The sequence below is a fragment of the Bacillus sp. CZDM1 genome (assembly GCF_055502545.1).
Genome location: NZ_JBUESO010000002.1, coordinates 410,794 through 423,917, shown reverse-complemented (window position 1 = coordinate 423,917; position 13,124 = coordinate 410,794). Strand labels below are relative to the sequence as shown.

The following is a 13,124-nucleotide window of genomic DNA, read 5'->3' as shown; positions in this document are numbered from 1 at the left end:
TCAAAGGGAATTAGTACGATTAACTCTCTACAATATTTTTAAAAAAGTTACTATTTATGGCATTTTTTTCAAAATATAATATGATAGAATAGTATTAGTTGGAAAATTCAAATTACTAAATTGGGGTGAAGAGAATGAACGTGCCATTAGTACTAACTCATTTCCTAGATCGAGCGGTTGCTCAATATGGAGAAAAGACAGCTGTATATTGTGATGAACGGGTATTTACGTACAAGGAATTGAATGCAAGAGTGAATCAGCTTTCACGTGGTTTACGTGATTTAGGTGTTGAAAAAGGAGACCGTGTAGCCTATTTGGCACCGAATACGGTTGAAATGCTGGAAGGATTTTATGGGGTATTTCAGCTTGGAGCGATTATGGTACCCTTAAACATACGGTTAATTCCAGAAGATTACTTATTTATCTTAAATCATAGTGAGTCAAAGATCCTTTTGGTTGATCAAGACCTCTATCATTTAATCACCCCAATCAAGGACAAGCTAACCACAGTTGAACATATCATCGTTCAGTATAAAAATAAGGAAACTCCAGAGGTAGATTACGATAGCTGGTTAGCAGGATATTCCGGTGCAGCCATTGAGCGGGCTGATTTAGATGAAGATGATGTTTGCAGCTTGCTTTATACAAGTGGTACAACCGGAAATCCAAAAGGAGTCATGCTGACGCACCGAAACAATTATTTGCATGCTCTGAGCACGATGCACCATTTGCGTGTTAGTGATAAAGATGTTTATCTGCATGTTCTTCCGATGTTCCATGTAAATGGCTGGGGTTCACCTTTTTATTATACTGCCAATGGTGCTGCCCATATTTGTTTAAAAAGAGCCACACCTGAAGCCATATTTAAGGCAATTGAATCCTTTAAAGTGTCTGTACTGCACATGGCGCCAACGGTGTTAAATTCACTTTTACAATATTACGAGAAAACTAGACCAACGATTGAACAAGATGTACGCGTTGTCATCGCAGGTTCTGCACCACCGCCAGCGTTTGTTACCCGTGTGGAAAAGGAACTAGGCTGGGAATTTATCCAAGTATACGGGATGACGGAGTCTAGCCCATTGAGCTTAATTTCTACCATTCGAACTCAGCTTTCACACTTACCTTCAGAGGAGAAGTCTAAAATTAAGGCGAAAGCAGGAGTCCCAATGATTGGCAGTGATGTAAGAGTTGTCGATGAGAATGGAGATGAAGTAACCCAAGATGGAACGCAGATTGGTGAGGTTGTAACACGAGGTCATGGTGTCATGTTAGGTTATTGGAAAAATCCAGAAGCAACGATGGAGGCAATCAGAAACGGATGGCTGCATACTGGTGATATGGGAACAGTTGATGAATATGGTCATATCGACATTGTCGATAGGAAAAAGGATATTATTATTAGCGGCGGGGAAAACATTTCATCCATTGAAGTAGAGGGGGCTCTATATGAGCATCCTGCTATTCTAGAGGCAGCGGTTATCGCAATCCCACACGAGAAATGGGGAGAAACACCACATGCATACGTCGTTTTAAGAGAGAATGAGATTGTCAGTGAAGAGGAGATTATCAAGTTCTCTAGAGAAAAATTAGCCCATTTTAAAGCAGTAACAGGAGTTACCTTTGTTAAGGAGCTTCCCAAAACAGCTTCAGGAAAAATCCAGAAGATTCACCTCCGTAATGATTATTGGAATGCGAAGGGGAAAAGTGAACGGTTTGTTAATTAAAAAATTAACAAGGAGAAGGGGGCTTGAGAAATCAAGCTTCTTAAAATAGAATACTAGTAAAGGTATTGGTTCGTAACAGAACCAATACCTTTTTATTTTGATAGTAATTGATCGAGGTGTTTCCGTATTGCTTCAGGATTTCCGGAAATACTTTTTTCTCTCGTTTCATCTTTTTTCATTTTATCTAAGGATTTAAGCAAAATCTCTTGTTCTCTTGCTTGAGGAATCACAACCACTCCATCTGCATCTCCTACAATGATGTCACCGGGGTTTACAGAGACACCACCACATGAAATCGGCACATTCATTTCACCGATACCCGCTTTATAACTTGCAGCAACTGTCGTGCCCCTAGAGAAGACAGGGAAATTTAGAGCTTTAACTCCTGCAATATCACGGATTACACCATCCACTACTAAACCGCCAATTCCCAATGTCTGTGCCATGCCCACAACAAAATCTCCAGCGATTGCTCTGTACTGGTCTCCCTTGGCATCCACAACTAAAATATCACCAGGTTTTGCCTTTGAAATAGCTTCTAGAACCGCGAGATTTTCACCAACAGGAATCTTTACTGTGAAAGCTCTACCGGCAGCCTTGTACTCTTCTTTAAGTGGTTTAATAGCGGGATGAAAATTAGTCAACCCATCCATGGCATCTGATATACAAGTGGTTGGAACACTAAGAAATTCCTTAATAATATTTTCCATTATCATTTCTCCTCCCACTTATAGTCTATGTGTATTTATTATCACATTGTGCATAATTCCCCTGACTTCAGGCATGGGGATATAAGCATATCACTTGACCTTTCAATCGATTTGAAATAAACTGCACATTAAATGCCATTCAATTCATTCAGATGAAAATCAATTGAGATGTAAATGGCTAAATATTGATCAAGCTTTTGGCTGGCCTCAATTGTTTTTTGACTGCATAATCCTTCATTTAGACCTATCATGACCATTTCTTCTCTAAGTATTTCAATTTGATCACTTAGTTCGTAAGGGCATAGTTTTATAGGCATCATTTTATCACTTCCATATTTAATATTTATACACATATAATTGTAATGATGTTAAATATATACAATATATCAATAGTATAAGAAAAAAGGACTAATTTAACAGTGAAACTTCTCACATATCATAGGATATTTATCTACATTAAAACAAGATTTAGGCAGATAGGATTTTACTTTTGGAGTTGGAAATGATGAGTAGTAAATTTGCAAAATGGTATGATATCTTTATGAGTCCCTTGGAACAGAGAAAGTTTAAGAGGATTCGGAGTGAGTTACTAAAAGGTGCGAGTGGGAAGGTGCTTGAACTTGGTTCGGGGACAGGAATTAATTTTCCATTGTATGACAATGTTGATACAGTTATTGCCATCGAACCAAGTCAGCCTATGATTGACCAGTCCTTATCAAAACAGAAATCGGCTGTAGTTCCTATAGAAATCGTTCATGCAAGCGCGGAGAATCTGCCCTTTGAAGATTGTACATTTGATACCGTTGTGGCAACATTGGTATTTTGTACAATTCCAAATGTTGAAATGGCCATTAATGAGGTAAAAAGAGTATGTAAACCAGATGGGAAAATCCTCCTGTTCGAACACGTAAAAATGGAAAACCCTGTGCTTAGCAAAATGCAGGAAAGCTTAACACCATTTTGGAAAAAAGTCTGTGATGGCTGCTGTTTGAATAGGGAGACATTAAAGGCATTTACGAATCAGGGATTGGAAATAGAGAGAGTTGAACATTTTTATAAAGATCTCTTTGTTGTGGCTACATTAAGAAATAGACAATAATGAAAAACCTCAAATTGCTTTGAGGTTTTTTACTGTGATCTACGTGCAAAATCAACAAAACGAAATTTGTCAGGTCGATGCCTTGATTCTGTATATTGAAAAAGGGAGGCATCCTCTAAATAAACATAGTTTTTAATCACAACGATATTGTGAAAGCCTTCTAAGTCTAAAAATGAACGATCTTCTGCAGTTGGTTCCTCGACGACAATTTCCTTTTTTGCAAAACTAATCTTCAAGTTTAATTCATTCTCCAGAAAGGCATAAATTGAGTCCGCACAAATTTCCTCTGTAATAGAAGGAACAAATTTAGCTGCTAGATAATCTTTATCAAGAATGATTTTCTTGCCGCCAATTTCCCGCGTTCGAACAACCTTCCACACTTGATCTTTACCGGAAAGCTGAAGTTGCTGCTTAAGATAGGCATCAGGCTTGATAATTAACGATAATTCATTGACAATCGTTCGTGGCTTTTTTTCCATTTTGTCTGCAAGTTCCTTAAAGCTAACCAAGCCTGATACCGGAAAATCAAACTTATTAATATCAATGACAATCGACCCTTTGCCCCTGACTTTTTGGATATAGCCATTTTGTGCAAGCAGGTTTAACGCTTTTCTAATCGTTTCTCTAGATGTATCGTACTGTTCCTTCAATTCATTTTCAGAGGGGAGAAGGGAGTTCGGCGGGATTGCCCCGCTTTTAATTTGATCCACAATCGTATTAAAGATAATTTGATACTTATTTGTCATAAAAATCTCCCATTATTTTTTCAAATGATAAACAATGGACTCGTAAGGTCGTAACTGTATTTCCTTCCTAAGTGGTGCTGAGTCCTCATAATTTGAGAGTAACACACAGTTTGACAAACCATCAATGTCTAACTTTCCTTGAAGCGCATAAGTTGTGTCTTTTCCATAAAAATTATTTATAACCAACAGCATCTCATTTTCGGTTTCTCGAACAAAAGCAAAAATGGATTTATGGTCTTCAGAAATCATTTCGTAATCGCCATTCGTGATGACATCATACACTTTTCGTAATCGAATGAGTTCTTGATAGTGATAAAAAATGGAAGTTGAATCCATTATCGCTGTTTTAGCATTAATTTCTTTATAATTTGCCGCAGTTGGAATCCACGGGGTGCCAGTAGTAAAACCAGCATGTTCACGATTATTCCATTGGACAGGTGTACGAGAATTATCCCGTGATTTTTGCTTTAAAATCTCGATAATTTCGTTTTCCGCCACTCCCTCATTTTTCTTAATTTCAAAGATATTAAGTGACTCGACATCACGGTAATCCTCAATCTTGTCGAACTTCGGATTGGTCATCCCGAATTCTTCCCCTTGGTAGATATAAGGAGTTCCTTGCATCATATGGAGAGTCGTCGCAATCATTTTTGCTGATTCTTTATGGTACTGTTGAACATCCCCAAACCTTGAGACCGCACGGGGCTGATCATGGTTGCACCAGAAGAGGGCATTCCAGCCGCCGCCTCTAATCATTTCAATCTGCCAATCTGACAGAATGTTTTTCAATGCTTGGAAATCAAAATCCGCCTTCGTCCATTTGTCTCCATTTGGATAATCCACTTTTAAATGATGGAAGCTAAACGTCATATCGAGTTCTTCTTCACTTGGATTTGTGTACCGAATGCAATTATCGATGGACGTAGATGACATTTCGCCAACTGTCATGATGTCATATTTTGAAAATACTTTTTCGTTCATCTCATGAAGGAACTCATGAATTCTGGGTCCGTCGGTATAAAATTTACGTCCGTCACTGTCATCTTGAGGGAATTGTTGGTCCTTTGATATTAAATTAATCACATCCAACCTGAATCCATCGACACCTTTTTTCAGCCAAAAGTGCATCATTTCATATAATGCTTCACGGACTTTTGGATTTTCCCAGTTTAAATCCGCCTGGGTCACATCAAATAAATGGAGGTAGTACTGTCCTGTTGTTTCATCCCATTGCCAGGCTGATCCGCCAAATTTTGATTCCCAGTTAGTAGGAGGGAGGCCGTCTTTACCATCCTTCCATATATAAAAATCGCGGTATGGATTGTCTTTTGAGGATTTTGCTTGTTGAAACCACTCATGTTCAGTGGATGTATGGTTGATGACAATATCCATAATGATTTTGATTCCGCACTTGTGTGCTTCTGCAAGAAGTTGGTCAAAGTCAGCCATCGTACCATATTCTTCTTGGATGTTGTAATAGTCGCTTATATCATATCCATTATCTCGCTGGGGGGATTTATAAATAGGAGTAAGCCAAAGAACATCTACACCTAGCTCCTTTAAGTAGTCGAGCTTTTCAATGATTCCTTGGATATCACCGGTACCATTACCGGATGTATCATTAAAGCTTTTTGGATAAATTTGATATACTACTGCTTTTTTCCACCATGATGTTGACATGATACACACCTGCCTATATTTTTTGAGACGCTAATATGGAAAAGGAGGGAGATGGTCTCCCTCCTAAAAAATTGGAGTATTACTTTTTAAAAGAAAATTTGTTCATACCAGTTTTTGCAAAGATTACCGTTAAAATGAACGGAAGTACAATCGCAACCAACATAGCAATTGCAAACATCATCATATGCTGCGGCTGAATAGAAAGGAACCCAGGAAGTCCGCCAACACCAATAGAGTTAGCCATTACGTCACTACCTACAGAAATAACTGCCGCTGCTAGAGAACCGATCATAGCCGCAAGGAAAGGGAAGCCGTATTTTAAGTTAATACCGAACATTGCTGGTTCTGTTACTCCTAGGTAACAAGAAATAGCAGCTGGAATCGATACTTGTTTTTCTTCTTCATTCTTACGATTGATATAGATCATGGCAAGTACAGCAGAACCTTGTGCGATATTTGATAATGCAATCATTGGCCATAAATTCGTTCCGCCGAGCTCCGACATTAATTGAAGATCAATCGCATTTGTCATATGGTGTAAGCCAGTGATTACAAGAGGTGCATAAGCAAAACCAAAGATAGCAGCAAATAACCAGCCAAATGCAGAAGTTAAGCTTGAATACACTACATCAGAAATCCATGAACCGATTGTCCAACCGATAGGACCTAAAACGATATGTGCGATCAATACAGTTGGTATTAATGCTAAGAATGGAACCACAATCATTGAGATTGAATTTGGAACCATTTTTCTAAGTCTTAATTCTAGGAATGAAAGTACAAATCCGGCCAAAATAGCAGGGATTACTTGCGCTTGATATCCAATCATTTCGATTTCGGCAAAGCCAAAATTCCAAGTTGGAATAGTTTCTGCACCAGCAACGCCATAGGCATTAAGCAATTGAGGAGAAACTAAGGTAATACCAAGGACGATACCCAGGATAGGCGTAGCACCCATTTTTCTTGCAATGGACCATGTGATTCCGACCGGAAGGAAGTGGAATACCGCTTCGCCAATCAGCCATAAAAAAGCATGGACACCAGCCCAGAATTGTGAAACTTCAACAATGGATTTTGTCCCATCTTCAAGTAATTTAATATCACCAATAACATTTCTAAATCCTAGTATTAAACCACCCACAACAAGGGCAGGAATTAATGGTGTGAAAATGTCTGCTAGATGAGCAATCATTCTCTGCAGCCAATTCATATTTTGCTTTGCTGCAACTTTTGCTTCATCTTTTGTTGTTTCACTTACCCCAGCTACTTTAACAAAATCATTATAGAAGGTAGAAACATCATTGCCAATGATTACCTGGAATTGTCCTGCTTGGGTAAAAGTACCTTTTACGGGTTTAATAGCTTCAATTTTCGTTACATCTGCTTTGCTTGGATCATTTAATACAAAGCGCATTCTGGTTACACAATGGGTAACGGCTGCAATGTTTTCCTTACCCCCAACGTGTTCGAGCAGTTCTTTCGCTGACTCTGTGAACTTCGTCATTACTTTTTCCCCCTGTAAGAGACTTGCAGTCTCCAATTTCTTTATATAGTTTATTATTTCCTTGTATTTACAGGTTGATGTGTACGATTGCAACCTAATTCATAACATGTATATACAAGTTTTTTGATTACGTTTTCATATTAACTTGTATATACAAGACTGTCAATAAAATAATTTTACAATTAATAAAAATGGTAAGTTATGATTTACTTATTATAGGAGGTTTTATTACAAGTTCATAACTTTTAAACTTTAACGCTTTAAACTGTTGAAAGAATTTTCAAAAAATGCTATGATGTACTTGTTTAAATTCTTCTGAGTTTAGACCTCCTAAAACTGGGGCTTAGCCTTGACCACTAAGCTCATCTTTTGCCTTTGACAACTGTTCAAAGGTATTTTTTTTGAATTTTGAATAAAAACTCTATTTGGTGAAAAACTAATATATTGTTGCTTATTAAAATTTTTAGGAGTGTGTTTAATGTGAAGGGACAAATTACGCCATATTTATCTTTTGATGGGAATGCGAAACAAGCTTTGGAGTTTTATAAAGAAGTATTAGGGGCTGAAATAATTGGTATCCAAACATTCGGTGAAGCTGATTATCCCACACCGCCAGAAGCGGCTAATCGTGTTATGCATGCAAAGCTAAGCAAAGGTGACATCTCACTTATGTTTTCAGATACCTTCCCAGGTAAGTCGGTTGTTGTGGGGACCAACGTTTCACTAACGCTTGAGCCTGAAAGTGAAGAGGAGATTCAAAGTCTGTATGACGCTCTGAGGAAAGGCGGAAAGGCACTTATGGAGCTGGAGGATACGTTTTGGGGTGCAAAATATGCAAGTGTTCAGGATCAGTTTGGGGTTATTTGGGAATTGAATTATCAAAAGTCTTAATTACAAGCACTTTTCGAAGTGCTTTTTTGTTTGCAAAAAAAAAAGAAAGTGGTGGGGCCACTTTCTAAAGGAGGTATTGTATCATGGGTTAATATAATATATGTACCTCTTAGTACAGGCATGTAGTGAACATGTCCCTATTTATAAATTTTTTTTAATCTAAAAACCTTTTTTTCATTTCCAAGGCAGGCAGCATACAGGTATCCATTTTCCCAAACCATTTGTAACGATTTTTCGCCAAAATGTCATATAGGAAATCTCTAAAAAAGGGAGGGAGGACTTTAAAGATTGTTAGGTATTTCCAGTTACCATCCAGGTATTTAGAAATGCGTAATGCTGCACTCGATTTTATATAAACTTTTTCATTTTCAATGACGATCATACTGTCAATTTTATTACTAATCCCGTATTTATTTAAAAGCATCTGTCCGGTTTCACTTTGGAGAGAAGCGAACTTAAAATGAAAATTTGAATCCCTTTTGATAATGAATTGTACACCGCTATTACAAAGGTTACATACCCCGTCAAATAATACGATACTTTCCATATGTCACCCATTTCCTTTTTGACAGATTCCTTTATTACATTATATAAAAAATCCTAAAACAATTTCAAAAATGAAGACCCATTTCAAATGAGAAATAGGCCTTCCTTCATTTACATATACAATCCAGCCAAGAATATCCCTAGTGTCTCCTCATAGATCTCGTCAAATTGGGAGAGAGGGAGGGGGTTGGTTCCACTGCCGAGCTCGACGGTAAATCCAGGCCGACGCCAATCTTGTATGAACCAATCCTTATATCCAGCATAACTCTCAATGGTTTTAACCGGAGTGTACCCACTGACTCTAGCAAACTCGTTAACTAGAATTTCGGATTCCGGCGGTTCAAGGTTTTCGAATCCCCAGTAAATGACTTCACCCTGGGTATGAAAGGCCAATACTCGTGCAAAATCGCGTTTCCTCGTCAAATCAGCCATCGCAATGGCTTCAGGCTCCGATAAAGGGTGTTCACCTACATAATCCCTTGGCCCAGGTTGACTAGGATTCCTAGCTTTCTCTAATTCCCAGCGGGCAGGGAACTGGTCATTTAGATCAACGCCTCTAATATTGGCTTTCCAACCTGAAAAATCAGTACTGCCCCGATTAAGTTCTATCACTCTATTTCTCCACGTTTCATTTTCAGGAGGACCATTCATGACAAGACTAACACCATCAGGATTAACCATTGGTACAAGAGATAGCAGCGTTTGTTGGTATAAAGGTGAGGTAGATAGACCACGAATGGAGCTTCCATTCGTAAGTGATAAACAGTAATCATTTAAAAACGTCATTAAGATAGGAGTGGTGATCCATTCATTTGCATGAAAAGAAGCATTATAATGAACTCTTTTACCGCCATTTCCAATAAGAACTTCGGGAATACGATTGCCAAGGACTGAATTTCCGGCGTTTGTTACACGGAGAAAGGGGTAAACATTCTGCAAACGAGCTACATCATTTATCATTCTGCTGAAATCATAATGCTGCTTTCCTTGTACCAGCCTCCAGGTTATCCTAAGCGGAACCCTGATGTTTTGCCCAACAGACAGTCGATTCGGATTTATATTAGGGTTAGCAAGCAGCAGGGCATCAAGTGAAAGATTACGCCTTTGGGCAATCCCCCAAAAAGAATCACCACGTCTAATCTGATAATTCTGTGCAGCAAAACCGGGAATTCGAATCCGCTGTCCTGCTGTAAGCTGGCTTGGTTCAATATCTCGATTAGAATCGATAATCAGCTGAAGATTTATTCCATACAGTTGGCTGTAATACCATAAAGAATCTCCTTGCCTCACATAGATATCCATGTAATCCTCCTGATAGTTATAATTGTATTATTAAGAATGTATGCATCCATGGTGAGCCTTTATGTAAGATATCATGCTTTTCTAAGGTCGTACCACGAACAAATAAAGAGTGTCAGGGACACTCTGTAGGTAGTTATGTGGAGAGCTAAACTTATTGTTTACGTCATATGGACGGTTTTGATATGCTGAAGATTTAAATAGACCGGGTTTCCTTTAGCTGTTGTCAATTCAATGAAATTATTTTTTATTCCCGTGATTTTCCCCATGACATTCTCAGTTTCCCCAATATTAAATACAATTAATGTTCCAACTAATTTTTCAATCTGGACTTCAAAAGAACGTGCGAATGTTATGTTAGATGGATTAACTGGCAAATTCGCATTGCTTAAACCATAGGGACGCTGGTTACTTGTGTACGGAATTAACCATTTTAAGTGATTGAGGGAGATAAACATCGTTTTGTAAATAGGGGAGTAGAAAACAAAATAATTGTTCATAATGCTGATAATGTAACCGTGAACGGCTTGTTTACTGGTCACATAAATTTCTGTGAAAATCCCCTTTGCTGCTGTAAGTGTTTTTCGTAATGAAATTTCCTCGCTAGGGTTAAATATAGGAGATTGGTCATCTGATAGAGTAATGATTTCATCAATTTCCTCTTTTTTTGGAAACTTCCAATTTTGAATATGAACGGTAGGGATGTATAAATAATCGTAACCATTGTAAATAACCCACAAGTCACTGCCGATGTCGATTAAGATTCCGCTGATAGGCTTATTTCCTGAGATTTCTAGTTTTATATAGGTACCAATATGGTCTTTTATTTTCATTTAATCACATCCTTTCTAGTAAAATGATTCTACAATAAGAGAGGGCCGCATAATGGAATCTACTAGGATAGATGCCCTGCTCTTTATTGTAAAGTTTCTGATGGTATTCGGCACTGGAATAGAGAATTTTGGTTTACGGATAATCATTTGCTGCCATATGGTAGGGGAGTGATTAAATACGTTTTTGTGATTGATTCCGATTTGGCCACCCAGAAAAGATGGATCTGCGGTCAAAATCACGCATTGCTGGTTCACCAGAAAAACGAGATGCCCCAACTTCTTGTGCCTTAGGTTTTTTATCCTCATTTTTACTTTCTACTTGGTTTCTTTTTGTCTTTTCTATTTTCATTAGAGGATTCGTATCAATCGTTTCTTTTACTTGTTTCACTTTATTAATTAACTCCTGTGAAGATTTCGCACTTACTTCATTTTTCGTTACAGGTTCAGATTTCTTTTGCTCGCGAACAGGTTGTTTTACTTGGGCCCTTTTATCAACAATGGAACCAGCTGGTTTTTGGATACTTTCTTTATAGTTCTTAACGATGTTTTGAATAACCACTTCTGATTTTTGATTTTTAACTTCCTCTTGATGCGTTTGAGGTAATTCAGTTTTTGACCATTTACCGTCCATATGGCTGTTTTGTCTTACATTTTGAGGAATGCTCTCATGTGCATTTTGCTTTTTTTCATCTTTTACAATTTTCATGTCATTGCTAATCATTGCGATTGGTAATGAGTTTTTAATAGGTTCTGTCCAAACCCTTTTTTCCGTTTCCGGTTCTATTATATTCATTACTACCGGTTGCTGAGGTGTTGATTCCTGTTTCTCGAAAACTTGAGTTTCCACATAATTGTCGTTTGTATCTTCTGTTTTACTATCGGAAACAGCTGATTCCGTTTCATTTTTGTTTTCCTCTTGTTTTTCTTCTTTCCGAAAGCCTTTTAATATATTTGAAATGTGAGAGATTTTGATTAAAATTCGGTCTTCGCCATTAATCAAGGTAACGAAGTCAGCATCGACAATACTTAAAACGCCGGCAAATGATTGCTTATTTAAGCACAGTATAGATACCCATGAATTCTTTAATGAGCTTAATAAGTCCGCTAAACTCTGAGTTTGCATAAATTCAGTGGTGATGTCTTCACCTTTATACTGTTTCGTATTTTTAGTTATCGCCTGAATTTTGTCAATGCTATAGTAATAGACGTATTCATTTTCATCTTCAATGATAATATGATCGGTCTCTACGCCCATTAATTTTCCTTTTATAATTTCTTCACCAACGTAAAGATTCACATTAAAGCCTTTTAGTAAATCAACAGTTGATGAAAAATTATCTGATCCCATTTAAAGTTCCTCCTTAGGGTAAATTTGTCGCTTCTCTTTAGAGAAGCGACAAGTGTTTATTTGTCATTGTCTTACTTGTGAATTTTCTGCACGGACAACTCTTTGTCTCACTACTTGCTTTTCTGTTTGAGACATTGTATTTTGCTCAGAACCTTGATCTTTACTTTCTTCTTTGTTTTCACTTTCGACTTTTAATCCATAACTAATGTTTCGGATATGCCACATAGATACGCGGACAACTTCCTCTTTACTAATTAACGATAGAAAGTCCTTATTTATTTCGCTAATAACACCTTCTAATTTTTCTGGACCTCCACGGTTAATTCTAACCCATTGGAACTTTAGGCTGTCTAAAAGACCCTGAAAGTTTGCAGCGCTTTTGAATTCAAAATTCTCAGGAACCTCAATTCCAGCATCCATTGTATCCTTTGAATTTTCGGTTACACTTTTGACATGGTGAGTATTGTAATAAATCACCCCGTCATCCTTTGTTAACACTACTAGGTGATCGTCAAGGACGGCCATTAATTTCCCAATCCTTGATTCTGGACCTCCTCTGTCAACCTTGATCGTCTTCCCCACTAAAGACTTCCACATGTCGTTATTCACAATATTTATCCTCCTTTAAATAAATAAACTTTTACACTGCATTTATATGTGTCACGGTGTGATGTTGTACTAAACGACGAGCCTTTTTTCTTATCTTTTTGAAAAAATAGGCAAAAAAAAGGTATATGAATT

The 13,124-nt window shown here is 37.6% G+C and carries 13 protein-coding genes; 3 read left to right on the top strand and 10 right to left on the bottom strand.

The genetic code is table 11. The annotated features are described in order from the left end of the window. Positions 1-134 precede the first annotated feature (134 nt). Positions 135-1,727, top strand: a complete 1,593-nt coding sequence (locus tag ACY3XC_RS06535) for a long-chain-fatty-acid--CoA ligase (RefSeq protein ID WP_464867837.1) — start codon at positions 135-137, stop codon at positions 1,725-1,727. A 92-nt stretch (positions 1,728-1,819) separates the two neighbouring features. Here ACY3XC_RS06535 and ACY3XC_RS06530 read toward each other — a convergent pair whose 3' ends face one another. Both ACY3XC_RS06530 and ACY3XC_RS06525 read right to left on the bottom strand, forming a co-directional pair. Next, a complete protein-coding gene (locus ACY3XC_RS06530; protein WP_464867835.1) occupies positions 1,820-2,437 on the bottom strand; it encodes an RraA family protein in 618 nt (205 codons plus the stop codon). A gap of 128 nt (positions 2,438-2,565) precedes the next feature. Next, positions 2,566-2,757, bottom strand: a complete 192-nt coding sequence (locus ACY3XC_RS06525; RefSeq protein ID WP_464867834.1) for an aspartyl-phosphate phosphatase Spo0E family protein — start codon at positions 2,755-2,757, stop codon at positions 2,566-2,568. A gap of 182 nt (positions 2,758-2,939) precedes the next feature. Here ACY3XC_RS06525 and ACY3XC_RS06520 point away from each other — a divergent pair, with 182 nt between their 5' ends. After that, entirely contained in the window at positions 2,940-3,536 is a 597-nt protein-coding gene (locus ACY3XC_RS06520) for a class I SAM-dependent methyltransferase (RefSeq protein WP_464867832.1), read from the top strand. A 29-nt stretch (positions 3,537-3,565) separates the two neighbouring features. On the opposite strand, the gene treR is transcribed toward ACY3XC_RS06520, so the two are convergent. The 3 genes from treR to treP all read right to left on the bottom strand — a co-directional run bounded on the left by treR (position 3,566) and on the right by treP (position 7,466). Next, positions 3,566-4,282 (bottom strand): trehalose operon repressor, encoded by a 717-nt coding sequence (gene treR, locus ACY3XC_RS06515; RefSeq protein WP_464867830.1) that lies wholly within the window; start codon positions 4,280-4,282, stop codon positions 3,566-3,568. Positions 4,283-4,294: 12 nt separating this feature from the next. Then, positions 4,295-5,962, bottom strand: coding sequence for an alpha,alpha-phosphotrehalase (gene treC, locus ACY3XC_RS06510; RefSeq protein WP_464867829.1), 1,668 nt, complete (start codon positions 5,960-5,962; stop codon positions 4,295-4,297). Positions 5,963-6,041: 79 nt separating this feature from the next. Continuing rightward, a complete protein-coding gene (gene treP / locus ACY3XC_RS06505; protein WP_464867827.1) occupies positions 6,042-7,466 on the bottom strand; it encodes a PTS system trehalose-specific EIIBC component in 1,425 nt (474 codons plus the stop codon). A gap of 480 nt (positions 7,467-7,946) precedes the next feature. On the opposite strand from treP, the gene ACY3XC_RS06500 reads away from it, so the two are divergent. Further along, positions 7,947-8,357, top strand: coding sequence for a VOC family protein (locus tag ACY3XC_RS06500; RefSeq protein ID WP_179159730.1), 411 nt, complete (start codon positions 7,947-7,949; stop codon positions 8,355-8,357). Between the two features lie 154 nt (positions 8,358-8,511). Here the strand turns inward: ACY3XC_RS06500 and ACY3XC_RS06495 are convergent, their stop codons facing one another. From ACY3XC_RS06495 to ACY3XC_RS06475, 5 genes are all read right to left on the bottom strand, one after another. Then, positions 8,512-8,904 carry a thiol-disulfide oxidoreductase DCC family protein gene (locus ACY3XC_RS06495; RefSeq protein WP_464867826.1) on the bottom strand — a complete coding sequence of 131 codons (393 nt, stop codon included), beginning with the start codon at positions 8,902-8,904 and terminating at the stop codon, positions 8,512-8,514. Positions 8,905-9,014: 110 nt separating this feature from the next. Beyond that, the gene (locus ACY3XC_RS06490) at positions 9,015-10,205 is read right to left on the bottom strand and encodes a M14 family metallopeptidase (RefSeq protein ID WP_464867825.1); all 1,191 of its coding nucleotides are present in this window, start codon (positions 10,203-10,205) and stop codon (positions 9,015-9,017) included. 158 nt (positions 10,206-10,363) lie between these two features. Then, on the bottom strand, positions 10,364-11,035 hold the full coding sequence (locus tag ACY3XC_RS06485; protein WP_464867824.1) for a DUF2642 domain-containing protein: 672 nt from the start codon (positions 11,033-11,035) through the stop codon (positions 10,364-10,366). 172 nt (positions 11,036-11,207) lie between these two features. After that, positions 11,208-12,383 carry a hypothetical protein gene (locus ACY3XC_RS06480; protein WP_464867823.1) on the bottom strand — a complete coding sequence of 392 codons (1,176 nt, stop codon included), beginning with the start codon at positions 12,381-12,383 and terminating at the stop codon, positions 11,208-11,210. A 63-nt stretch (positions 12,384-12,446) separates the two neighbouring features. Further along, on the bottom strand, positions 12,447-12,992 hold the full coding sequence (locus ACY3XC_RS06475; RefSeq protein ID WP_464867822.1) for a hypothetical protein: 546 nt from the start codon (positions 12,990-12,992) through the stop codon (positions 12,447-12,449). Between the last annotated feature and the right edge of the window lie 132 nt (positions 12,993-13,124).